Below are 22,925 nucleotides of genomic sequence, written 5' to 3'. Positions count from 1 at the left end.
GGCTCAGCGGTAGTCGTCCTCGTCTGCGGTGACCACCCGGGCCTGCTCCATGGCGTCCCAGTCGTCGACCTCGAGCCCCCGCTGCGGCTCGCCGTCACCCTCCTCGGGGGTGACCACCGTGGCCTGCTCGACCGCGTCGGCCGGCTCCGCCTCCAGGTCGCGCTCCTCCGGAGCGAGGTGGTGGCTCGGGGCGAAGTCCTCCTCGGGCTGACCCATCGTCCCTCCCTGGAACTCGGTGCGGACGGTCACCACCACACCGTACGGCTTGGCCCGGGTCCCCGCTCGGCAGCGGGTGGAACAGTGGATCGGCAATTGTGCCGTCCGGGGCGCGCACCCGGTGCCAGGATGGTGAGGTGGGCTTCCTGATCCGGCTGGCGATCACCGCGGTCGCACTGTGGATCACCACGCTGGTCGTGCCCGGCGTGGAGGTGACCGGCCGGAACGGGGCGAACACCGCCCTCACCCTGATCGTGGTGGCGCTCATCTTCGGCGTGGTCAACGCGGTGCTCAAGCCCGTCATCAAGGTGTTCGGCTGTGTGTTCTACCTGCTCACGCTCGGCCTGTTCGCGCTCGTGGTCAACGCCCTGCTGTTCCTGCTCACCGACTGGATCGCCGGTGTGCTGCGCCTGCCGTTCCAGGTGGACGGCTTCTGGGCCGCTTTCTGGGGCGCCATCGTGATGGCGGTGGTGAGCTGGCTGATCAGCGTCGTGGTGCCGGACCGCCTGGAGGAACGGTGAGCGGTTCCCGGGTCGGTGGTGTCCACCGCGCGCTCCTACGGGATACTTCCCGCGGTGGACAGCGCGGTCCGGCGCACCCATGGACGTCAGCGGCCGGAACGGTCGCCTCTATGGAAGACAGCGGCCTGCACGGCCGAGAGCGGTAAGTAAGGAGCGTTCGACATGCCCATCGCTTCCCCCGAGGCTTACGCGGAGATGCTGGACCGGGCCAAGGCCGGCCGGTACGCGTACCCCGCGATCAACGTGACCTCCTCGCAGACGCTGAACGCGGCGCTCAAGGGCTTCGCCGACGCGGAGAGCGACGGCATCATCCAGGTCTCGACCGGTGGCGCGGAGTACCTGTCCGGCCCGTCCGTGAAGGACATGGTGACCGGCGCGGTGGCGTTCGCGGCGTACGCGCACGAGGTGGCCAAGAAGTACCCGGTGAACATCGCGCTGCACACCGACCACTGCCCGAAGGACAAGCTGGACAAGTTCGTCCGGCCGCTGATGACGATCTCGCAGGAGCGGGTGAAGAACGGCCAGGAGCCGCTCTTCCAGTCGCACATGTGGGACGGCTCGGCCGTGCCGGTGGCGGAGAACCTGGAGATCGCCGAGCAGCTGCTCGCCGAGGCCGCCAAGGGCAAGATCGTCCTGGAGATCGAGGTCGGCGTCGTCGGCGGCGAGGAGGACGGCGTCGAGAACGCCATCAACGAGAAGCTCTACACCACCGTCGAGGACGGCCTGGCCATGGTCGACGCGCTCGGCCTCGGCGAGAAGGGGCGCTACATGGCGGCGCTGACCTTCGGCAACGTGCACGGCGTCTACAAGCCGGGCAACGTCAAGCTCCGCCCCGAGGTGCTCCACCACATCCAGGTGGCCGTCGGCGCGAAGTACAACAAGGAGAAGCCGCTCAGCCTGGTCTTCCACGGCGGTTCCGGCTCGCTGCTGTCCGAGATCCGCGAGGCGCTGGACTACGGCGTGGTGAAGATGAACATCGACACCGACACCCAGTACACCTTCACCCGGCCGGTCGCGGACCACATGTTCCGCAACTACGACGGCGTGCTGAAGGTCGACGGCGAGGTCGGCAACAAGAAGATGTACGACCCGCGCGTCTGGGGCAAGGCCGCCGAGGCCGGCATGGCCGCCCGCGTCGTCGAGGCCTGCGAGCACCTGCGCTCCACCGGCACCACCATGAAGTGACCACCGCCTGAGCCGGAGGCCGGCACCCGACCGGGGTGCCGGCCTCCGCGCGTCTCAGCCGGCGGTGAGCACCCGGACCGCCTCGCGGGCGTCGTCGGTCAGATGGATCGTGGCCGACAGGTCGCCGAACGGGGACGCCGCGAAGAGCGGTCGCAGCAGCGACTCCACCGGCAGCTCCGTCGTCCAGTAGGTCCGGTCCAGGAACACGTACGCGCCGCTCGCCCCGTCGGTGCCGTAGTAGGTCTTCGTGGCCGCCTGGAACACCTCCTGCACGGTGCCGGCCCGGCCGGGCGCGAAGACGATCCCGCCCCGGGCCAGCCGCAGGATGGTGTCCTCCCGGATGGCGTTCGAGAAGTACTTGGCGATCCGCCCGGCGAACAGGTTCGCCGGCTCGTGCCCGTACAGCCAGGTGGGGATGGCCAGGCCGCCCGAGCGGGCCCACTCGGTGCCGGGCGCCGCCGGGCGGGGCGTCGGCAGGGACGGGCCGGCCGCGTACCGGGCGCGGACCTGCAACGCCGCGGCGGTGTAGCGGTCGTGGTCGGTGAAGTCGGGCGCGGTGGACAGCAGGTCGATCGCCGCGGTCAGCTCCTCCGCCGGCCAGGCCGCGAGGAACGCGCCCAGGTTCGCCGCCTCCATCACGCCGGGGCCGCCGCCGGTCACCACGAGCCGGTCGGCCCGCGCCAGCTCCCAGCCCAGCACGGCCGCCATCCGGTACGCGGCGCTGCCGCGCGGCACCGCGTGCCCACCCATCACGCCCACCACCGACTGCGGCCCGTGCACGGCCAGCCAGGCCCGGGTGGCGTCGGCCAGGGCGTTGTCCACCCCGTGGTCGTGCAGCCGCTGGCCGAGCGCCTCCCGCACGTCGGGCAGGGCGCCGCCGTGCGACCGGAAGTGCGCGTACACCCGGGTGTCGTACATCCCGGCGAAGCCACCCTCGGCGAAGCCGGCGGCCAGGTCGTCGGCGGTGTAGAGGTGGGACGGCTGCGTCGGGTAGGGCAGGCCGGAGAAGGGTGGGACGACGTTCGCGCCCCGCCGGACCAGGTCCGCGCCGACCTCGCGGTCGGCGAACCGGCAGCCCACGAAGAGCGTGCCGGCGACCTCGACGCCGCGCAGGTCGGGGACCGGGTCCAGGTCGAGGCGGAGGCCCTGCACGGTCACGCCGGCGAGGGTCCCCTCGGCCAGCCGCCGGTCGAACTCGGTACGGGTCTCGATCTCGTCGGTCTGGGTGTCGTGCGGCTCGATGACGTCCGCGGGTGGTGGGGTCGGCACCAGATCATCCTGCCCCCGGGCGGCAAGCCGCCAAACGTGGGGAGCACGGACAGGAGCCCGGTGGCCAGGCCGCCGGGCTCCTGCACTACCCGGTCCTGGGGAGGTTCCGGATCTGTAGTTGTAGTGGAAAAACCCCCGCCCCGGCATGGGCCGCGGGTACGTGGGCGGCACACCGCAGGCGTGACGAAACCCTCAGCCGTTCAGCCGACCGGCTCGCCGGACCCCCTCGCGTACCCCAGGGCGAAGCGGGTTGAATGGGGCGATGCAGAACCTGTTGCCTGAGCCACCGGCCACCCTGCTCCCCGCCAACGAGGAGGCCGACGCCGCGCTGGCGGCCGCCGTCGAGCAGGACACCGACGAGGCGTACGCCGAGGTCGCGGCCCGCTTCCCGACCTACAGCGCGGGCTGGGCGGCGCTGGCCACCCGGGCGTTCGACGCGGGCCAGGTCATCCCGGCGTACGCGTACGCCCGCACCGGCTACCACCGGGGCCTCGACCAGCTCCGCCGCAGCGGCTGGAAGGGCCACGGCCCGGTGCCCTGGTCGCACCGGCCCAACCGGGGCTTCCTCCGCTGCCTCTACGTGCTCTCCCGGGCGGCCGGCGAGATCGGCGAGGCGGACGAGGCGGCGCGCTGCGCCCAGTTCCTCCGCGACTGCGACCCGGCCGCCGGGGACGCCCTGGCCAGCCGCTGACGCACGCGACGGCCGGTTCCCCGCGCGGGAGCCGGCCGTCGCGCCCGTCTACAGCCCCTCCGCCACCGAGGCGGCGATCTTCAGCCAGGCGTCCCGGGTGGCCGAGGAGAGCTGCCCGTACCGGATCGGCTCGCCGGTGTCGATGAGCCGCTCGTACGGCGCCAGCAGCACCGCCCGGGTCCGGGCGGCGAAGTGCTCCTGGATGGCCGGCAGGTCGATCTCCTTGCGGGACGGCGGCATCGACACCACCGTCACGGCCTGCCGGACCAGCCGCTGCCGGCCGCTCTGCTCCAGGTGGTCCAGCATCCGCGCGGCCGTCTCGGCCGAGTCGTTCCGCGCCGACATGGTGACCACCAGCTGGTCGGTGGCGTCCATGGCGGCCTGCCAGTTCTGCGCCCGGACGTTGTTCCCGGTGTCCACGAAGATCAGCTTGTAGAAGCGGCTCACCACCTCGCGGATCTCGGCGAACGCGGCGGCGGTCAGCATCTCGCCGCCGGTCGCCGACTCGTCCGAGGCGAGCACGTCGAACATCCCCTCGCCCTGCGAGCGGACGTACTGGGACAGGTCACCGACCCGGCCGTGCGGCCCCTGGAACTGGCCCAGGTCCCGCAGCATGTCCCGCACCGTGCGGGAGTGGAAGTCCTGCTGCGCCCGCATCCCGAGGGTGCCCTGGGTCTCGTTGTTGTCCCAGGCCAGCACGTACCCGCCACGCTTCTGGCCGAAGGTCATGGCGAGCAGCAGGATGGCGACCGTCTTGCCGGCCCCGCCCTTCGGGTTGACCACGGTCACCTGGCGCAGCCCGCCGAAGTTGCGGCGCACCATCTCGATGTCGCGCCGCATCTCCTGCTCCTGCCGCCCCGGCGCGAGCCGGACCAGCCCGATCTTGTTGACCACCGCCCGCACGCCCATCGTGGCGACCGGGTCGACCGGCCGCGCCTGCCGCCGCCGGGCGAAGTCCTCCGCCGTCGGCGGGGCACCGCTCGCCGGTGTCCAGACCTGCTCCGGGTACGCGCCCGGCGCCGGCTGCTGCGGCATGGGTTGGCCCGGCCCGGCCGGGTGGGGGCCAGCTTGGCCCGGCCCGGCGGGGTGCTGGCCGGGCTGGTGCGGTCCGGGCTGCGGCGGTGCGGGCGGCTGCTGGGGTGGGCCCGGCTGCGGGGGTGGGCCGGCCTGCTGGGGCCAGGCCGGCGGGTACCAGCCCGGTGCGCCGGCCTGCGGCGCCGGCTGCCCGTAGCCGACCGGACCGGGCGGGTACCCCGTCCCGTCGCCGTAGGGCTGCTGGAGGGGCACACCCGGCGAGGGCGGGAACGGGCCGAGCCGGGGCGACGGGCCCTCGGCCGGGCTGTCGGGAGCGCCCTGCGCGGCCCCGACCGCCGGCGCGGCCGTGTCGGGAGCGGCGGTGTCGGGAGCGGCCGTGCCGGGAGCGGTCGGACCGGGAGCGGTCGGGCCGGCATTGGGCTGCGTCGGGTCGGCGCTGTCGGCCGGGCTTTCCGGGGCGGTGTGGTTCGGTCCCCCGGAGTGGGCCGGGGCGGTGGCCTCCGGCGGCGTGGGGTGGGTCGGGGTCGCCGGGGCGGTGGCGTTCGGCTCGGGCGGGTGGACCGGGGTGGCCGGTCCGGCCTGGGTGGCCGGCGGAACCGGCCCCGGGTGCGACGGCGGCGTGGGCGCCTCGCCGGTCGAGCGCTGCGGAGGCTGGGCCCAGGGGGACTCCGGCCGGTCGCTCGGCGGCGTGCTCGCCCGGTGCTCACCGGAGGGCACCGGTGCTTTGGCGGGCGTTCCGTCGGCGCCGGTCGAGGCCTCCGTCGAGGTCGCGCCCGCCTCCGGGATGGCCGTCGGCAGGGGGCCGGCTGTACCGCCCGCGCCGGCCGCTCCGAGGGAGCCGACCAAGTCCGGGCCGCCGGCCCTCGCCGGATCCACGGCGCCATCCGGGCCGCCGGCCCTCGCCGGGCCGTCGCCGCCGTCCTGGCGGGCGGCCGTCACGGGGGTGATCTCGGGGTCCGTCCCGATGCCGACCTCCGGGCCGACCGCACCGTTCGGGTCGGTGGCGTGGCTCAGGTGGGCGGCGGTCGTCCGTGGCGTGGGGATCTCGGGCGCGCGGGCCGGGGAGGCGGCCGGTTGGTCGAGGGTGAACGGGAGGTCCAGGTCGACCGGGGCCGGCGCCGCGTGGGGCGACGAGTCGCCCGCCCGTGCCTCGTCCCCCGCCGCGTCGACGGCCGGGGGCGCTGGCTCGGGCGAGGACGGTGCGGGCCAGGCCGGCGGGACGGGCCAGGCCGCCACGTTGGGCTGTGCCGGTGCCGCCCACGGCGGGGCGGTGACGATCCCGTCGGTCTGCTCGGGCGGCCAGAGCGGTTCGATGTCCCGCTCCGGCACCTGCGGTTGACCTGGCACGTGGGCCCGGTCGGCGTTCTCGTGCACCACGGTTCCTCCCCATTCCTCCCGCCGAGGATAGGCCGTCCGGCCAGCCGGGTGGCCCGAGCGGGGGGATCGACGGGGGTCAGGCCGTCCAGACCGCCCAGGCGCCCGGCTCGGTCCACCAGGACCGCTTCCGGCTCAGCTCGCCCTCGACGCCGTCGTCGAGGAAGGGCACCTTCTTGTCGCGGGGCACGACCGCCGCCGCCCGGCCGCGGGCCCGGCGCACCTCCAGCCGTACCCTCTTCCGGCCCCACAGGGACCGGGTGACCACGGGCACGGCGACCGCCACCTCGACCCGGCCGTCGGACGGGTCCGGGTCGGCCAGCAGCACCACGTCGTCCAGGCGCGCGTACCCGCCGGCGTTGCCGATCGCGCAGGCCATGATCGGCTCCTCGCCGGTGCTCAGCAGCGTGCCGTCGACCTCGATGCGGGCCCGCCAGTGCAGCGGCCGGCCCTCGTCGTCGGCCGCGCCGAGCAGCGCGCCGTCCAGGGTCACCGAGCCACCGTCGTTGCGGAGCAGGTCCAGCCGGCGGGTGGTGCCGTCCAGCACCGCGGCGGCCACCGCCGCCGGATCCCGGGGCAGGCCGAGCTGCGCGGCCAGGTCCCGCGCCGTCCCGGACCGGGCCGGGTCGAGCGGGAGTACGCCGACCGGCGGCAGGTCCGGCACGGTCCGGTTGTCGGGCAGGTCGGCGGGGCGGCGGCTGGGCGGCGGAGCGTACCGCCGGACCAGCCGGCGCAGCACGGCGCGCAACTGCCCGTCACTGGCCGTGGCGACGACCAGCCGGGTCTTGGAGTCGGGGTCCGGCCAGGTGAGGCCGTCGGCGCGGGGTGGGCCGTCGAGGCGGGCCAGCACCTCGTCGATCTCCGCGTCCGAGCGGGCGGTGACGGTCTCCACCCGGGCGCCCCGGGCGGTCAGCGCGTCCACGCAGGCCAGCACCGGTACGCGCGGTGTCTCGCAGCGCTCCTCGGGCTGCTCGCCGGCCGCCTCCGAGGCGCCACCGCAGCAGGCTCCACCGCTGCCGCAGCCTCCACCGGGAGCGTCCCGCTCCGAGCCGAGGGTGAGCAGCACCACGTCGTACACGAAGGAGCCTCCTGCTTCTCGACGAACCCCTGCCGGTCCCGCCGTCACTACTTGTTAGCCTGACACCCCGGGCTCGCCAACCGGTCGCCACCTGGCACCCGAGCCTTCTGGAGGCGGAGAAGATGCCAGCGATCGTGCTCATCGGCGCTCAGTGGGGCGACGAGGGCAAGGGCAAGGTTACCGACCTGCTGGGTGAGCGGGTCGACTACGTCGTGCGCTACTCCGGCGGCAACAACGCCGGCCACACGGTGATCACCCCGGACGGCCAGAAGTACGCGCTGCACCTCATGCCGTCCGGCGCGCTCTCGCCGAGCGCGATGATCGTCATCGGCAACGGCGTCGTGGTCGACCCCAAGGTGCTGCTGGAGGAGATCGACGGTCTCGCCGAGCGGGGCGTGGACGTGTCCCGGCTGCGGATCTCGGGTGACGCGCACCTCATCATGCCGCACCACCGGGCGCTGGACCGGGTGGTCGAGCGCTACCTGGGCAGCTCGCGGATCGGCACCACGGGCCGGGGCATCGGCCCCGCGTACGGGGACAAGGTCGCCCGCATGGGCATCCGGCTCCAGGACCTGCTGGACCCCGGCATCCTGCGCAAGAAGCTGGAGCTGGCGCTCCGCGAGAAGAACCAGCTGCTGTTCAAGGTCTACAACCGCAAGGCGATCGACGTCGACGGGACGATCGAGGAGTACCTGGGCTACGCGGAGCGGCTCAGGCCGTACATCGCGGAGACCCGGGTCATGCTCTGGGACGCGCTGGACCGCGGCGACACGATCCTGCTGGAGGGCGCCCAGGCGACCATGCTCGACATGGACCACGGCACCTATCCGTTCGTCACCTCGTCGAACCCGACGGCGGGCGGGGCGTGCGTGGGCGCGGGCATCCCGCCGACCGCGATCACCAAGGTCATCGCGGTGAGCAAGGCGTACACCACCCGGGTGGGTTCGGGCCCGTTCCCGACCGAGCTGTTCGACGACAACGGCCAGCACCTGCGCAAGATCGGCCACGAGTACGGGACCACCACCGGCCGTGAGCGCCGCACCGGGTGGTTCGACGCGGTCGTGGCCCGGTACGCCTGTCGCCTCAACGGCGTCACCGACCTGGTCATCACCAAGCTGGACGTGCTGACCGGCATGGCCAAGGTGCCGATCTGCGTCGGCTACGAGATCAACGGCGAGCGTTTCGACGACATGCCGATGACGCAGACCGACTTCCACCACGCCACCCCGATCTACGAAGAGCTCGACGGCTGGTGGGAGGACATCACCAAGGCCCGCACCGAGGCCGAACTCCCGGAGAACGCCCGCCGCTACATCGCCCGCATCGAAGAACTCTGCGGCACAAAGGTGAGCATCGTAGGCGTAGGCCCCGGCCGCGAAGAAAACGTAATCCGCCACCCCCTCCTCCCGTAACCCCCCCCACCCCACCCACCCCACCACCCACCCACCCGCGTCTGGCCCGCCAGCGTGATCATGAAGTTATTGCTCCGACACGCCGAGTTCGGTGGCAATAACTTCATGATCAATCCGGGCGGCTGCGGTCTGTGTCCACAGGGTTGTCCACAGGGGTCGTAAGTCCGCTTTGGGCCGTGGATTGTCGGGGTTGTGGATGCTCTGGCGATCGTGCGGCGGGTTGCCGCGGCTCGGGACGGTGTGGTGACGCTGGCTCAGGCGCGGGCGGCGGGCTTCAGCGTGCACGAGGTGCAGCGCATGTGCCGGGCCGGTCGGTGGCGGCCCCTGGCTCGCGGCGGCTACCTGATCGACGCGGACGCCTACGACGGCATCCCGCGACGCGCACGGATCAGAGCCGCGGTCGCCTCGTTCGGTCCGGGCGCCGCCGCAGTGCTCGGCACCGCCGCCGAGCTGCACCGCATCGAGGGGCTGCCGCGCAGCGACGTGATCCACCTGTCGGTGCCCGGCCCTGCGTCGCGACCGGTCCGTGCGTCCCACCCCGAGGTGGTGGTGCATCAGCTCGTCATCGGGCCTGGGCAGTTCCTGCGCGTGGCCGGGATCATGGCGACCAGTCCGCTGCGCACGGTGGTCGATCTCGTGCTGCGGGAGGGTCGGTACCAGGCGGTCTCGCTGTTGGATTCCGCGCTGAATCGACGCCTGCTCGCTCCCGGCGATCTCGAACGGATCCCGTCGCTGCTCAGGGGGCGACGCGGCGCCGTCGCCGCACGCGGCTACCTCGCCGAGGCGAACGGCCTCGCCCAGTCGCCGCTGGAGACGCGTACCCGGCTTCGCTGCGTCGACGGCCGAATCCCGCCGGACGCACTTCAGGTGGAGGTCCGCGACGGCGACGGTTACCTGCTGGGCGTCGGTGACCTGGCCTGGCGTGCAGCGCGGGTCATCGCCGAGGCGGACGGCCGGCGGGTGCATGGCGGGCCGAGCGCGCTCTTCGCCGATCGGCACCGGCAGAACCGCCTGGCCAACGCCGGCTGGACGGTGCTGCGCTTCACCTGGGCCGACACCCTCCGCCCCGACTACATCCCCTGGGTGGTCCGGCAGGCCGTCAACGCACGGAGACCACGATCCGGGCAGGCGACCTCATGATCGACGGGGTGGGGTGGGGTGGTCAGTAGGATGCGGGGTCGTGCGGGTTCTTCTTGTGGGTGGTGGAGGGCGGGAGCATGCGCTCGCGCTCGGACTGGCCGGCGATCCCTCTGTCTCGGCGCTGGTCGCGGCTCCCGGTAATCCGGGGATCGCGGCCGTGGCGGAGCTGCGGGACGTGAACGGCGCCGACCCGGCGGCTGTGGCGGCGCTCGCCGTCGAGGTGGCGGCGGATCTGGTGGTGATCGGGCCGGAGGCGCCGCTGGTGGCCGGGGTTGCCGACGCGGTGCGGGCCAAGGGCATCGCGGCGTTCGGCCCGTCGGCCGAGGCGGCCCGGCTGGAGGGCTCGAAGACCTTCGCCAAGGATGTGATGATCGCGGCCGGCGTGCCGACCGCCCGGGCGTTCACCTGCGTCGACGCGGAGAGCGTCGGGAAGGCGCTGGACGAGTTCGGTGCCCCGTACGTGGTGAAGAACGACGGGCTGGCCGCCGGCAAGGGCGTCGTGGTGACCGATGACCGCGCCGCGGCAGAGCGGCACGCCGAGGAGTGCGGCCGGGTGGTGATCGAGGAGTACCTGTCCGGTCCCGAGGTCTCCCTCTTCGTGGTCACCGACGGCGAGGCCGCCGTGCCGCTGCTGCCCGCCCAGGACTTCAAGCGCGTCGGTGACGGCGACGCCGGGCCGAACACCGGCGGCATGGGCGCGTACGCGCCGCTGCCCTGGGCCCCGGCCGGCCTGGTCGACGAGGTGATGCGCGACGTCGTGCACCCGACGCTGGGGGAGTTGCGCCGCCGGGGCACCCCGTTCGCCGGCCTGCTCTACGTGGGCCTCGCGATCACCGCCGCCGGCCCGCGGGTGATCGAGTTCAACGCCCGCTTCGGCGACCCGGAGACCCAGGTGGTGCTCGCCCTGCTGGAGACGCCCCTGGCTGGGCTGCTGCACGCCGCCGCCACCGGCACGCTGGCCGCGCACCCGCCGCTGAGCTGGCGCGACGGCGCGGCGGTCACCGTCGTGGTGGCGGCCGAGGGCTATCCGGCGGCGCCGCGTACCGGTGACGTGATCACCGGCGCGGACCGCGCCGGGGTCATCCAGGCCGGCACCCGCCGCGACGCCGACGGCAGCCTGCGCTCCGCCGGGGGCCGGGTCCTCTGCGGTACGGCCACCGGCCCGACCCTCGCCGCCGCGCGGGACGCCGCCTACCAGGTGTTACGGGGCATCGAGCTGGCCGGGTCGCACCACCGCTCGGACATCGCCAGCCTGGCCATCGAGGGCCGGATCACGATTCCCGGCTGACCGGGCAACCCCGCACCTCCTCGCCGCCGTTTGAGTCGTGAGGTGAGGAGGTGGTGGGATTGCCGGCCGACATCGAGGGTTATCGCGAGTACGTCGCGGCACGCCTGGATCCGCTGCGCCGTACGGCGTACCTGCTGTGCGAGGACTGGCACACCGCCGACGACCTGGTGTCGACGGCGCTGGTGAAGCTGCTGCGGCACTGGCGGCGGGTCTCCGCGATGGACAACCCCGACGCGTACGTCCGGCGGACCCTGCTGCGGACCTGGCTGGACGAACGGCGGCGGCCTTGGCGGCGGGAGGCCGCCTGGGCCGAGGTACCCGACCGTGCGGTGCGCGCGGCGACCGAGGCAACGGCCGACCGGGTCACCATTCTCGCTCTCCTCGCCGACTTGCCCCCGCGCCGTCGGGCGGTGCTCGTGCTGCGCTACTTCTGCGATCTGTCCGTCGAGGAGACCGCGCACGAACTGGGGTGCAGCGTCGGGACGGTGAAGAGTCAGTCCGCACGGGCCATCGAGGCGCTTCGGGGCCGCCTGGTCACCGCGCGGACCAAGCCGCGGGAGGCGGAGGAGCATGGATGAGATCGGCAAGGAGCTGCGTGCGGTGGTGGCCGACCCGCCACCGACCCGGATCGACGTCGACGGGCTGATCCGCGCCGAGGGGCGGCGTCGTCGGCAGCGGACCTGGGTGTGGAGCGGCACGGGTGCGGCCGCCGCAGCGGCTGCCGTGCTGGGGGTGCCGGCCCTGGTGGTCGGCGGGGGCGCTCCCTGGCCGGCGCCGGCCGGCCTGCCGAGCGCCTTTCCCTCGCCCGAGGTCAGCCTCTGCGCCGGCGTCAGTCCGAAGCCGAGTGGCCCGCAGCCGCCGCTGCAGTCGTACGGCACGGTTCGCGTCCGGCCCACCGAACCGCCGGTGGACGGGGTGAGCCGGCTGACCGGTGCCCTGCGGGAGGCGCTGCGGGATCGGCTTCCGGCCGGTGTGCGGGTCGAGTCGGCGCAGCCCGGCTGCACCGAGCCGCAGTTCCAGTTCCATCCGAGTTACCGGGAGTACGAGGCGGGTGGCTGGTTGCGGCAGGGCGAGCACAGGGGACTCCTCCTGCTTCAGCTGCGGCCGACCGCGCGGGACCAGATGCCACCGAGCTGCGAGCACGCGGTGAACCCGCAGGACTGCACGGTGGTCGGCCATCCGGACGGCACGGCGACGGTCCGGAGCACGCTACCGGGGGAGCCCGGCCAGCGGCAGCTGACCGTGCTGGTGCTGCGGCCGGACGGCACCGCGGTGCTCGGCGTCACCAACAACTTCCAGGACGGCCCGGAGGGCAGCACCACCACGGCGCCCGAGCCGCTGCTCACCATGGACCAACTCGACGAGCTGGCCCGATCGCCGGGGCTGACCCTCTATCCGTGAGGTCCGGGGCGGCCTGCGCGCACCCGCCCCGCCGCGAACCCGCTCAGCCGTAGTAGCGGCGGAGTTCGCGGCTGAGCACCTTGCCGGTGGCGTTGCGCGGCAGGTACTTCACGAACACCACGTCCCTCGGCACGGAGAAGCGGGCCAGGTAGTGCCGCACGTACTCGCGGACGGCTTCCGGGTCGAGCGTCTCACCGGGGTGCAGGGCGAGGAACGCGGCGAGCCGCTGGCCGTACTCCGGGTCCGGTACGCCGATCACGGCGACCTCGCGGACCTGCGGCAGCCGGGCGATCAGGTCCTCCACCTCGGACGGGAAGACGTTCTCCCCACCGGAGACGATCATGTCGTCGGCCCGCCCGTCGACGAAGAGCAGCCCGTCGGCGTTCATGCGGCCCAGGTCGCCGGTGTCGAGGAGGCCGTCGCGGCTCTCCCGGCCGGCGCCCGTGGTGTAGCCCTCGAAGAGCATCTCGTTGCCCACGAAGATCCGGCCGACCCGCCCGTCGCGGACCGGTTCGCCGGCGTCGTCCACGATCTCCACGCGGGTGCCGTGCGGCGGGCGGCCCGCCGTGGTGGGTGCCGCGCGCAGTTCGGCCGGGCCGGCGATGGAGGCCCAGGAGACCTCGGTCGAGCCGTAGAGGTTGTGCAGGACGTCGCCGAAGCGGTCCATGAAGGCGGTGGCCAGGCCGCCCGGCAGGGCGGAGCCGCTGACCGCGACCACCTTGAGCGGCGGCCGGGGCTCGGGCGGCGGCGCCTCCATGAGCCGTTGCAGCATGACCGGTACGGCGAAGAGCGCGTCGCAGGGCTGCGCGGCCAGGGCGGCCAACGTGGTGGCCGGGTCGAACCGGCGGTGCAGCACGATCGTGGCGCGCAGCGCGAACGACACCTGGAGGGCGGCGTACCCCCAGGTGTGGAAGATCGGCGCGGCGATCAGCACGGTGTCGTGCACGTGCAGCGGGATCCGGTCGATGATGGACACCAGCGGGCCGAAGCCGTGGGGTGTGGGCCGGCGGGCGCCCTTGGGCGCGCCGGTGGTGCCGGAGGTGAGCACGATGGTCCGGCCGTCCCGTTCCGGCGGCTGGAGCTGGTCCCCGGGCAGCGCGCCGGCGATCAGCTCCTCCTGGCGGCGCTCGTCGACCCGGTGCAGGTCGGCGGGAAGGCCGAGGACCCGCTCGGCGAACTCGGCGTCGTGCACCAGCACGCGCAGGCCCTGTTCTTCGGCCACGGTGGCCAGTTGGGCCGCGGAGAGACCGGTGTTGACCAGGACGGCGTCGGCGCCGAGCAGCATGGCGGCGACGATCGCCTCGATGAGGCCGTGGTGGTTGCGGCAGAGCACGCCGATCCGGTCGCCGGCCTGCACGCCGAGCCCGGCCCGCAGCGACCGGGCCAGCCGTTCCGACCGGTCCAGCAACTCCTGGTAGGTCAGGGAGGTGCCCTGCTCGTCGACGACGGCGATGCGCCCCGGGTCGCGGGCGGCGGCCTGGCGCAGCTCACCGGCGAGGCTCCAGCCCCAGCGGCGCAGGGCGTTGAGTTGGGAGGCCACCCGGATGGGGCGGCCCGGGTTGAGCAGTCCGCGTCGGGTCAGCGTGGCGACGATGAACGGCAGGTCCAACTCGCAACCTCCTTCGCGTTCGTGTTCTCCCGATCATGCACCGGCGGCGGCGCGGGGCCTAGCCCACGTGATCAAGTGCCCAGCCAGCGGAATCCGAAGCGCGGACCGGCGGCCCGACCCGCGACGGCGGTACGCCCGGCACGGCGGTGCCGTCGCGGGTCGGGTCGGGGTCCGCCGGCGATCAGCGGATCTGCATGCCGGAGATGGCCCGGGAGATGACCAGCCGCTGGATCTCGGAGGTGCCCTCGAAGATGGTGTAGATCTTGGCGTCCCGGTACCACCGCTCGACCGGGTGGTCGCGCAGGAAGCCGGCGCCGCCGAGGAGCTGGACCGCCCGGTCGGTGACGGAGACGGCCACCTCGCCGGCCTTGAGCTTGGACATCGAGCCCTCACCCGCGGTGAACGGCCGGTTGTTGCGGCCCATCCAGGAGGCCCGCCAGACCAGCAGCCGGGCGGCGTCGATCTCCATCTTCATGTCGGCGAGCGCGAACGCGACCGCCTGGTTCTCGATGATCGGTCGTCCGAACTGGACCCGTTCCTTGGCGTAGTCGAGGGCGTACTCGTACGCGGCGCGGGCCACGCCGAGCGCCTGCGCGCCGACGGTCGGGCGGGACAGTTCGAACGTGCGCATGGCCGCCTGGCCGGTGGCCCGCTGGCCGGTGCGGGCCCGGGCCAGCCGCTCGTCGAGCGCCTCCTTGCCGCCGAGCAGGCAGCGCCCCGGAACCCGGACGTCGTCGAGGAAGACGTCGGCGGTGTGCGAGGCGCGCAGCCCGAGCTTGCGCAGCTTGCGGGTGGCGGTGAGTCCCGGCGTGCCGGGCGGCACGACGAACGCGGCCTGCCCCCGCGAGCCCAGGTCGGGCTCGATCGAGGCGGTGACCACGTGCACGCCGGCGATGCCGCCGTTGGTGGCGTACGCCTTCTGGCCGTTGAGCACCCACTCGTCGGTGGCCGCGTCGTAGACCGCGCGGGTCCGCATGGACCCGACGTCGGAGCCGGCCTCCGGTTCGGTGGTGCAGAACGCGGCGACCGCCGGCTGGTCGACGTCGCCGAAGCACTGCGGCACCCACTCGACGAGCTGGTCGGGGGTGCCGGCGCCGTAGATGGCGGCGACGGCCAGCGAGGTGCCGAAGATGCTCAGGCCGATGCCGGCGTCACCCCAGAACAGCTCCTCGCTGGCGATCGGCAGGGAGAGTCCGGTGGGGTCGGCCCAGCAGGTGGCGAGGAACTCGAAGCCGTACAGGCCGACCTTCGCGGCCTCCTGGATGATCGGCCAGGGAGTCTCCTCCCGGGCGTCCCACTCGGCCGCGGCCGGGCGCACGACCTCGGCCGCAAAGCCGTGCACCCAGTCGCGAAGGTCCCGCTGTTCCTCGTTCAGGTCGAGCGAGAACTCGGCCATGTCAGGCCTTGGGGATGTCGAACAGGTTGGCGATGTTGGCGGCGAGGCCCAGGTCGCCCTTGGCCTTCAGCTTGCCGGTCATGAACATCATGACCGGGTTGCCACCACCCGAGACGATCTTCAGGAACTCGACCGGGCCCATGGTGAGGCTGAGCTTCGGGTCCCGGGTCGGGGTCTCCGAGACGGCGCAGGTGCCGTTCTCGATGACGATCTCGTAGGTGTCGGTGCCACCGTCGGGGCGACCGGTGATGTTCCAGTGGATGACCGCGTTGGTGGAGCCGGCCCGGTCGGCCCGGAACAGCGTCGGCATCCGGTTGAAGACCTCGCTCAGGATCTTGCCGCGCATGTCGCCGGACATGATCTCGGCGATCTTGTCGTCGGGGGTGGACTTGACCAGCTGCGCGAACTCCTTCGGGCCGACGTTCGCGAAGTTGGCCGGGTCGAAGTCACTCATGGGGGATGCACCTCTCGGGCGAGCCGACTTTGGTTACTCAGGCGTAACCCTACGCACGAGTAGGTATGCTCGCAAGGGTGTCCAGCACACCGACCTTCAAGCGCCTCCCCCGGGCCGTGCGCGAGCAGCAGATGCTCGACGCGGCGGTCAAGGTCTTCTCCCGCCGGGGCTTCCACGCGGCCAGCATGGACGAGATCGCCGACGACGCCGGCATCTCCAAGCCGATGGTCTACGCGTACCTGGGCACCAAGGAGGAGCTCTTCGTCGCCTGCCTGCACCGGGAGGGCACCCGGATGATGGAGGCCATCGCCGGGGCGGCCGCTCCCGACCTGCCCGCCGACGAGCGGCTCTGGCGCGGGCTGCGCGCCTTCTTCGGCTTCGTGGGCGCGCACCGGGACGGCTGGGCGGTGCTCTACCGGCAGGCCCGCGGCGAGCAGCCGTTCGCCGCCGAACTGGCCACCATGCGCGGCCGGCTGGTCGAGGTGGTCGCCGGCATGCTCGACCACGCGCTGCGCGCCAAGGGGCGCGAGGTGGGCGCCACCGACCTGGAGGTCGTCGCGTACGCCCTGGTCGGTGCGACCGAGTCGCTGGCCGACTGGCTCGCCGACCACCCGGAGGCGGACCCGGAGAAGACCGCGACCCGGATGATGAACGTGGCCTGGCTCGGCGCCGACCAACTGCTGCGCGGCATCACCTGGCACCCGCCGGCCGGGTGACCCGGGCCCGCATCCGCCGGCCGCGCGCCCAGCGCACCGCCTCGACGATCGCGGTCAGGGTCAGCGCCAGCCCCAGCCCGAGCAGCAGCCCGCGGATCGGGTCCCGCTCGAAGGCGAGCCCGCCCAGGTAGCCGACCAGTGCCGAGTAGCTCCCCCAGGACACGGCGGCCAGCGCGTCGAAGGCCAGGAACCGTCGCCGGGGGTACCGGACCGCCCCCATGGTCAGGGTGACCGCCGTCCGTCCACCCGGGACGTAGCGGGCCACGGTGAGGATCAGTCCGCCGCGCGTCGCGATGCCCCGCCGGGCCCGCTCCAGCGCGGCCCGCCGCCGGCTCCCACGACCGCTCCGGCCCGGCGCCGCGTCGGGACCGGCCGCCGGGAGCCGGGCCAGCAGCCGGCCGCCGCCGTGGCGGCCGATCGCGTACGAGACGTGGTCGCCGACGAGCGCGCCCAGCGCGGCCACCACGACCACCAGCGGCAGGTCGGGCTGGCCGGTCGCGGCGAACACCCCGGCCGTGATCACGGCGGTCTCGCTCGGCACCACCGGGAAGAAGCCGTCGACCACCGCGACGGCGAACAGCGCCAGGTAGACCCAGGGCGAGGACATGGTCTGGTGGAGCAGGTCGAGCACGGAATCCATGGCCCCGATGCTGGTCGCGCCGGCCGTCCCCGCCATCTGCCGTCGGTCGTCCGGCGACGGTCACTTTCGTCGCGTCGTACCCCGACGGGCCGTCGGGGTCGGCCCCCAACCCTCCCGGAGGTACGCCCCGTCGCGCGCCCGCCCGGCCTAGGCTCGCCGGGTGACCACCCGCGCCGCCCTGCTCCGGCGGGCCGAGCGGCACACGCCGCTCCTGCTCGCCGCGCTGGTCGCCGCCGGCACCTGGGCGTCGGCCACCGGCGCCCTGGGCGTCCGCTCGCCGCTGCCCCGCCTGCTGGTGCTGGTCGTGGCGCTGGTCTCGGGCGCCGCCGCCGTCGCGGCCCGCCGCTGGCCGCTGGTCGCCGCGGCGGCGGTCGGCTGGCTCGTCCTGGCCGCCTGCCCGGCCGCCGTCCTGGCCTCCTGGCGGGCGGGGGTCGCGCTGCGCGGTCGGCGGCTCACCGCGTACCTGCTCGGTGCGGGAGTCGTCGCCCTGCTCGGGGTGGCCGTCGGCGTCGCGGTCGGCGGGGAGCGCCGGCTGACCACCGCCACCGGCGCCAACGCCGCGGCGCTCTTCGCCTGGGTGGTGGTCTTCCCGCTGGTCGCCGGCCTGTGGATCGGCGCCCGGCGGGACACGCTGGCCGCCCTGCGGGACCGCGCCGAACGCCTGGAACGCGAGCAGGAGGCGCGCGCCGACCGGGTACGCGCCGAGGAGCGGGCCCGGATCGCCCGGGAGATGCACGACGTGGTGGCGCACCGGGTCTCGCTCATGGTGGTGCACGCCGGTGCGCTGGAGGTGACCGCCGCCGACCCGGCCACCGTGGAGGCGGCCGCCCTGATCCGCTCCACCGGCCGGGCGGCCCTGACCGACCTGCGCGAGGTGCTCGGCGTGCTGCGCCAGCGGGCCGGCGACGGCACGCCGCTCCCCCCGGCCGGCCTGGACGCGGTCGACGAGCTGGTCCGCGAGTCGCGGGCGGCCGGCCTGCGGGTGGACCGGCGGGACGAGGGGACGCCCGGGCCGGTGCCCGGCGGGGTGGCCCGGACCGTGCACCGGGTTGTCCAGGAGGGGCTGACCAACGTACGCAAGCACGCGCCGGGCGCGGAGGTCACCGTCCACCTGCGGCACCTGCCCGACGGGATCGAGGCCGCCGTCCGCAACGGCCCGTCCACCCGGCCCGGCTCCGCCCTGCCCGGCGCGGGGCTCGGGCTGGTGGGGCTGCGCGAGCGGGTCGAGCTGGCCGGCGGTCGGCTGTCGGCGGGGCCGACCGCCGACGGCGGCTTCCTGCTGCGGGCACTGGTGCCGATGGAGACGCCCCATGATCCGCACCGTGATCGCCGACGACGAGCAGCTGGTCCGCGCCGGCCTGCGGCTGATCCTGGAGGCCGCGCCGGACATCGTGGTGGTCGGTGAGGCGGCCGACGGGGCCGAGGCGATCGCCGCCGCCGCGCGGCTGCGCCCCGACGTGGTGCTGCTGGACGTGCGCATGCCCGGCACCGACGGCCTGGCCGCCGCACCCCGGATCGTCGCCGCGGGCCCGAAGGTCGTCATGCTCACCACCTTCGACCGGGACGAGTACGTGCACGCGGCCCTGCGCGCCGGTGCGGTCGGTTTCCTGCTCAAGGACACCCCGCCCCGGGAACTCGCGACCGCCGTGCGGACCGTCGCGGCCGGCAACGCCATGCTGGCCCCGACGGTGACCCGGCGGCTGATCAGCTCGTTCGCGGAGCGCGGCCCGGCCCGGCGGGAGGCCGCCCGGCAGCGGCTGGCCCGGCTCACCGACCGGGAGGCGGCGATCGTCCGGGAGGTGGCCCGGGGCGACGCGAACGCCGACGTGGCCCGCCGGCTCGGCACCAGCGAGGCGACCGTGAAGACCCACGTCAGCCGTGCCCTGGCCAAGCTCGACGTGGCCAACCGGGTCCAGCTCGCCATCCTGGTCCACGACGCCGACCTGCTGGAGGAGTGAGGCCGCGGTCAGCGGCGTGCGGATGCCCGGGTGCGGGCGCGGCGGCGGGTCCAGCGGGCGAGCTCGAACAGGCCGGTGGCCGCCAGCGAGAGGCCCACCCCGGCGAGCAGGCCGTGGACCGGGTTGTGCTCGAAGGCCAGCCCGCCGAAGTAGCCGAGCAGGCCGCAGTAGGTGCCCCAGGTGCCGCAGGCCAGCGCGTCGTACATGACGAAGGAGCGGAACGGGTAGCGGACCGCGCCCATGGTCAGGGTGACCGCGGTCCGGCCGCCGGGGACGTACCGGGAGGTGGTCAGGATGATGCCGCCGCGCCGGTCGACCGCCCGGCGGGCCCACTCGGAGCTCGCCCGGCGCCGGCTGTCGGCGGGCAGCCGGGCCAGCCGGCGCGCGCCGCCGCCGCGCCCGATGGCGTAGGAGATGTGGTCGCCGAGGAGCGCGCCGAAGGCGGCGGCCACGATCACGCCGACCACGTTGGGCTCCCCGCCGGCCGCGAAGACCCCGGCGGTGATCGCCACCGTCTCACCCGGCACCGCCGGGAAGAACGCGTCGACCGCGGTGACCACGATGATCACCAGGTACGCCCACGGCGAGGTCACCGTCTGGTGCAGCAGGTCGAGCACGTCCCCCATGCCCCCATGCTCGGGCCTGCGGTGTTAGCAGGGGACCCTTCCTATACAAAAGGCGTTAACAAGGGGCCCTTCCTTCTCCTCGGCGGTGGGGCCGTGCGAGGTGAGGAGCACCGGCGTGGCCAGCTCGGCGGCCACCGCCGCCGGCCAGTCGGCGGGTGCCTCGTCGAGGACCGGGCGGGCCCGGAGCAGCCGGGCCGTGAGCGCGGCCTGGCGGTCCAGGTCGCCGGCCGGGCCGGGGACCAGCCGGTCGGCGGTGTCGTAGCGGCGGCAGATCCCCAGGCCCGGGCCGGCCAGGTCGAGGTGGGTGAGGTCAGGGGGACCCAAGCCCCCTCTTTCCTCAGCGGACGGTGCCCACCAGGTGCGGCCGGCCCTGCCGCGCGTCGTGCAGCGCGAAGTCCCAGGTCGCGCCCGTGGCGGTGGCGCTGAAGGCCACCGTGGACGGCAGCGGCACGGGCAGCTTGAACGCCACCTCCACCGTGTAGGCGTCCGGCAGCCGGCTCTCCAGCGCGGCCACGCACCGGGCCTTGCTCCACATGCCGTGGGCGATCGGGCGCGGGAAGCCGAACAGCCGCGCACCCAGCTTCGAAGTGTGGATCGGGTTGTGGTCGCCGGAGACCCGCGCGTAGTCGGTGCCCACCCGGGGCGTCACCCGCCACTGCGCCGAGGCGGCCGGCGTGCCCGGGCGGTCACCCGGATCGCGCCGCGGGCCGCCGCCCGCCGCGCGCTCGCGCCCGAGGTACGTCGAGACGCCCCGCCAGACCTCCTCCCCGCCGACCGAGCCGACCAGCACCACGTCGAGCTGCCGGCCCCGCTCGTGCGGGCGCAGGTTCTCGGCGTACGTGCGGAAGTCCACCGTCTCGCCGGCCTCGACCGGCCGGTGCACGGTGATCCGGTTCGCCACGTGCACCACCCCGGTCAGCGGGATGGGGAACTCCGGCGCGGTCATCAGCCGCAGCGACAGCGGAAAGCCCAGCACGTGCAGGTACGTCGCCGGCAGCCGGTCGGCGAGCCGGAACCCGCAGACCCGGTCGTAGTCCGCCAGGTGGGCCGGGTCGACCGTCACACCGGAGACGCCCAGCTCCACGACGGGCACGTCCGGCCGGCGCCGGCCGCCCATGCCGGGCAGCGCGCCCAGCAGGGCCCGCCGGTAGAGCGCCCCCGGCGCCGGCAGCCGCGGCAGGTCGAGGCGCAGGCGGCCGTCCGGCCCGGTGCGCTCCGGCGCGGTCAGGGTGGCCGCGCCGCCCGACCTGACCGCCGCGGCCGCCCCGGACAGGTCGCGGGTGCGGTCGTCGGCCAGCGCGGACAGGTCCCGGGTGCGGTCGTCGGCCAGCGCGGACAGATCCTGGGTGCGGTCGTCGACCAGCGCCGACAGATCCTGGGTCGCCTCGACCGGCGGCTCCGGGACGTCCCGGGCGGCGAGCGCCGCACGGGCCGAGGTCAGGTCCTGGGTCGGCCCCTCGATCAGCTCGTGCACCGACAGCTCCTCGGCCGGCTTCTCCGGCCGCTGCTTCCGCCGCGCCATCACGCCCCCAGCAGGCTCTGGCCGCAGACCCGGACCACGTTGCCGCTGACCGCGCCGCTCGCCGGCCAGGACAGCCAGCCGATCGTCTCGGCCACGTCCACCGGCAGGCCGCCCTGGGCCATGCTGTTCATCCGCCGGCCCGCCTCCCGGATCATCAGCGGGATCCGGGCGGTCAGCCGGGTCTCGATGAAGCCGGGTGCGACCGCGTTGAGGCTGATGCCCCGCTCGCGCAGCACCGGGGAGAGGGAGTCGACCAGGCCGATGACCCCGGCCTTGCTGGTCGCGTAGTTGGTCTGGCCCCGGTTGCCGGCGATGCCCGCGATCGAGGAGACCGAGACGATCCGGCCGCCGGCCGGGATCAGGTCACGCTCCAGCAGCACGTCGTTGATCCGTTCCTGGCTGGAGAGGTTCACGTCGATCACCGAGTCCCAGCGGTCGGCGTCCATCCGGCCGAGCGTCTTGTCCCGGGTGATGCCGGCGTTGTGCACCACCACGTCGACCCGGCCGTGCCGGCTCGCCAGGTGCTCGGCCAACCGGGTCGGCGCGTCCGGCGCGGTCAGGTCGAGCTGCACGGCGCTGCCGCCGATCTCGTTGGCGACCGCAGCCAGCTCGTCGCCGGCGGCCGGGATGTCCAGCGCGACGACCGAGGCGCCGTCCCGGGCGAGCACCCGGGCCAGCGCGGCGCCGATGCCCCGGGCCGCCCCGGTGACCAGGACCACCTGGCCGTCCAGCGGCCGGTCCCAGTCGGCCGGCGCGGTGGCGGTCCCGGCGCCGACCCGGATCACCTGCCCGGAGACGTACGCGGACCGGCCGGACAGCAGGAAGCGCAGGGTGGACTCCAGGCTGACCGGGGTGCCGGCGTCACCGTCCTTCGTGACGTGGACGAGCTGGGCCGTCACGCCCCGGCCGAACTCCTTGCCGATGCTGCGGGTCAGCCCCTCCAGCGCGCGCTGGGCCGTGGCCTCCCGGGGCGAGCCGCACTCGGCCGGCGGGGTGCCCAGCACGATCACCCGGCCGCTGGGCAGCAGCGCCCGGGCCTGCGGGTGGAAGAAGTCGTAGAGCTGGCGTAGGCCGGTGGAGTCGGTGATGCCGCTGGCGTCGTACACCAGGGCCGCGAAACGGGCGGTGGCGTCGGTGGCGGAGGCCGGGTCGACCAGCTCGACCCCGGCGGCGGTCAGCACCTTGCCCACCGGCTCGGCGAGCCGGCCGCCGGTCGACGAGCCGAGCAGGACCGGCCCGGGAACGAGCGGGTCGCCCGGCGCGTGGCGGCGCAGGCGAGGCGGGTCGGGCAGCCCCAGGCGCTTGACCAGCGCGCGGCCGGCCCCCGATTGGACGAAGCTCGCGTACCTGTCGGTCATAGGCGTAGCCTACTGGCGAGTAGGGTTGGGGCAACA

General features: G+C 74.3%; 23 protein-coding genes. 11 read left to right on the top strand and 12 right to left on the bottom strand.

What is annotated here, in order from left to right:
- Positions 1-3: 3 nt before the first annotated feature.
- Complete coding sequence (locus tag ABZS80_RS04330; RefSeq protein WP_355054666.1) at positions 4-216, bottom strand: hypothetical protein; 213 nt, start codon at positions 214-216, stop codon at positions 4-6.
- Between the two features lie 137 nt (positions 217-353).
- Here ABZS80_RS04330 and ABZS80_RS04325 point away from each other — a divergent pair, with 137 nt between their 5' ends.
- Both ABZS80_RS04325 and fbaA read left to right on the top strand, forming a co-directional pair.
- Entirely contained in the window at positions 354-737 is a 384-nt protein-coding gene (locus tag ABZS80_RS04325; RefSeq protein WP_355054389.1) for a phage holin family protein, read from the top strand.
- Between the two features lie 162 nt (positions 738-899).
- The gene (gene fbaA, locus ABZS80_RS04320) at positions 900-1,922 is read left to right on the top strand and encodes a class II fructose-bisphosphate aldolase (RefSeq protein ID WP_355054388.1); all 1,023 of its coding nucleotides are present in this window, start codon (positions 900-902) and stop codon (positions 1,920-1,922) included.
- A gap of 54 nt (positions 1,923-1,976) precedes the next feature.
- Here fbaA and ABZS80_RS04315 read toward each other — a convergent pair whose 3' ends face one another.
- Complete coding sequence (locus tag ABZS80_RS04315) at positions 1,977-3,191, bottom strand: hypothetical protein (protein WP_355054387.1); 1,215 nt, start codon at positions 3,189-3,191, stop codon at positions 1,977-1,979.
- A gap of 262 nt (positions 3,192-3,453) precedes the next feature.
- Between ABZS80_RS04315 and ABZS80_RS04310 the strand changes: the two genes are divergently transcribed.
- Positions 3,454-3,882, top strand: a complete 429-nt coding sequence (locus tag ABZS80_RS04310; RefSeq protein ID WP_355054386.1) for a DUF3151 domain-containing protein — start codon at positions 3,454-3,456, stop codon at positions 3,880-3,882.
- 48 nt (positions 3,883-3,930) lie between these two features.
- Here ABZS80_RS04310 and ABZS80_RS04305 read toward each other — a convergent pair whose 3' ends face one another.
- Both ABZS80_RS04305 and ABZS80_RS04300 read right to left on the bottom strand, forming a co-directional pair.
- Entirely contained in the window at positions 3,931-6,294 is a 2,364-nt protein-coding gene (locus ABZS80_RS04305; RefSeq protein WP_355054385.1) for a chromosome partitioning protein, read from the bottom strand.
- A 76-nt stretch (positions 6,295-6,370) separates the two neighbouring features.
- The gene (locus ABZS80_RS04300; protein ID WP_355054384.1) at positions 6,371-7,369 is read right to left on the bottom strand and encodes a diacylglycerol kinase family protein; all 999 of its coding nucleotides are present in this window, start codon (positions 7,367-7,369) and stop codon (positions 6,371-6,373) included.
- Positions 7,370-7,491: 122 nt separating this feature from the next.
- Between ABZS80_RS04300 and ABZS80_RS04295 the strand changes: the two genes are divergently transcribed.
- The 5 genes from ABZS80_RS04295 (at position 7,492) to ABZS80_RS04275 (ending at position 12,610) form a co-directional block, all read left to right on the top strand.
- The gene (locus ABZS80_RS04295) at positions 7,492-8,781 is read left to right on the top strand and encodes an adenylosuccinate synthase (protein ID WP_355054383.1); all 1,290 of its coding nucleotides are present in this window, start codon (positions 7,492-7,494) and stop codon (positions 8,779-8,781) included.
- A 192-nt stretch (positions 8,782-8,973) separates the two neighbouring features.
- A complete protein-coding gene (locus ABZS80_RS04290) occupies positions 8,974-9,921 on the top strand; it encodes a type IV toxin-antitoxin system AbiEi family antitoxin domain-containing protein (protein WP_355054382.1) in 948 nt (315 codons plus the stop codon).
- Positions 9,922-9,961: 40 nt separating this feature from the next.
- Positions 9,962-11,209, top strand: coding sequence for a phosphoribosylamine--glycine ligase (gene purD / locus ABZS80_RS04285; protein ID WP_355054381.1), 1,248 nt, complete (start codon positions 9,962-9,964; stop codon positions 11,207-11,209).
- 50 nt (positions 11,210-11,259) lie between these two features.
- Positions 11,260-11,787 (top strand): SigE family RNA polymerase sigma factor, encoded by a 528-nt coding sequence (locus tag ABZS80_RS04280; RefSeq protein ID WP_355054380.1) that lies wholly within the window; start codon positions 11,260-11,262, stop codon positions 11,785-11,787.
- The gene (locus ABZS80_RS04275; protein WP_355054379.1) at positions 11,780-12,610 is read left to right on the top strand and encodes a hypothetical protein; all 831 of its coding nucleotides are present in this window, start codon (positions 11,780-11,782) and stop codon (positions 12,608-12,610) included. Before ABZS80_RS04280 ends, ABZS80_RS04275 begins: the two co-directional genes overlap by 8 nt.
- 43 nt (positions 12,611-12,653) lie before the next feature.
- On the opposite strand, the gene ABZS80_RS04270 is transcribed toward ABZS80_RS04275, so the two are convergent.
- From ABZS80_RS04270 to ABZS80_RS04260, 3 genes are all read right to left on the bottom strand, one after another.
- A complete protein-coding gene (locus ABZS80_RS04270; RefSeq protein ID WP_355054378.1) occupies positions 12,654-14,219 on the bottom strand; it encodes an AMP-binding protein in 1,566 nt (521 codons plus the stop codon).
- Between the two features lie 181 nt (positions 14,220-14,400).
- Positions 14,401-15,615, bottom strand: coding sequence for an acyl-CoA dehydrogenase family protein (locus ABZS80_RS04265; RefSeq protein ID WP_151465473.1), 1,215 nt, complete (start codon positions 15,613-15,615; stop codon positions 14,401-14,403).
- A gap of 1 nt (position 15,616) precedes the next feature.
- Positions 15,617-16,069 carry an SCP2 sterol-binding domain-containing protein gene (locus tag ABZS80_RS04260; RefSeq protein WP_355054377.1) on the bottom strand — a complete coding sequence of 151 codons (453 nt, stop codon included), beginning with the start codon at positions 16,067-16,069 and terminating at the stop codon, positions 15,617-15,619.
- A gap of 77 nt (positions 16,070-16,146) precedes the next feature.
- On the opposite strand from ABZS80_RS04260, the gene ABZS80_RS04255 reads away from it, so the two are divergent.
- Positions 16,147-16,785, top strand: coding sequence for a TetR/AcrR family transcriptional regulator (locus ABZS80_RS04255; protein WP_355054376.1), 639 nt, complete (start codon positions 16,147-16,149; stop codon positions 16,783-16,785).
- Here the strand turns inward: ABZS80_RS04255 and ABZS80_RS04250 are convergent.
- Positions 16,760-17,425, bottom strand: coding sequence for a DedA family protein (locus tag ABZS80_RS04250; RefSeq protein ID WP_355054375.1), 666 nt, complete (start codon positions 17,423-17,425; stop codon positions 16,760-16,762). The genes ABZS80_RS04255 and ABZS80_RS04250 overlap by 26 nt on opposite strands.
- 160 nt (positions 17,426-17,585) lie before the next feature.
- Here ABZS80_RS04250 and ABZS80_RS04245 point away from each other — a divergent pair, with 160 nt between their 5' ends.
- Positions 17,586-18,830, top strand: a complete 1,245-nt coding sequence (locus ABZS80_RS04245) for a histidine kinase (RefSeq protein ID WP_355054374.1) — start codon at positions 17,586-17,588, stop codon at positions 18,828-18,830.
- Complete coding sequence (locus ABZS80_RS04240) at positions 18,736-19,383, top strand: response regulator transcription factor (RefSeq protein WP_355054373.1); 648 nt, start codon at positions 18,736-18,738, stop codon at positions 19,381-19,383. The genes ABZS80_RS04245 and ABZS80_RS04240 overlap by 95 nt, the downstream gene beginning before the upstream one ends.
- A gap of 8 nt (positions 19,384-19,391) precedes the next feature.
- Here ABZS80_RS04240 and ABZS80_RS04235 read toward each other — a convergent pair whose 3' ends face one another.
- From ABZS80_RS04235 to ABZS80_RS04220, 4 genes are all read right to left on the bottom strand, one after another.
- The gene (locus ABZS80_RS04235; RefSeq protein ID WP_355054372.1) at positions 19,392-20,009 is read right to left on the bottom strand and encodes a DedA family protein; all 618 of its coding nucleotides are present in this window, start codon (positions 20,007-20,009) and stop codon (positions 19,392-19,394) included.
- Between the two features lie 24 nt (positions 20,010-20,033).
- Complete coding sequence (locus tag ABZS80_RS04230; RefSeq protein WP_355054371.1) at positions 20,034-20,333, bottom strand: hypothetical protein; 300 nt, start codon at positions 20,331-20,333, stop codon at positions 20,034-20,036.
- A gap of 13 nt (positions 20,334-20,346) precedes the next feature.
- Positions 20,347-21,237, bottom strand: a complete 891-nt coding sequence (locus ABZS80_RS04225) for a MaoC/PaaZ C-terminal domain-containing protein (protein WP_355054665.1) — start codon at positions 21,235-21,237, stop codon at positions 20,347-20,349.
- Positions 21,238-21,530: 293 nt separating this feature from the next.
- Positions 21,531-22,889: a 3-oxoacyl-ACP reductase gene (locus ABZS80_RS04220; RefSeq protein WP_355054370.1), complete on the bottom strand. Its 1,359-nt coding sequence runs from the start codon at positions 22,887-22,889 to the stop codon at positions 21,531-21,533.
- Between the last annotated feature and the right edge of the window lie 36 nt (positions 22,890-22,925).

Origin of the sequence: Micromonospora sp. NPDC005305, assembly GCF_040607315.1 — a bacterium.
GTDB lineage: Bacteria > Actinomycetota > Actinomycetes > Mycobacteriales > Micromonosporaceae > Micromonospora.
Note: the sequence above shows the minus strand (reverse complement) of the source record. Positions and strands in the feature narration are given on the sequence as shown.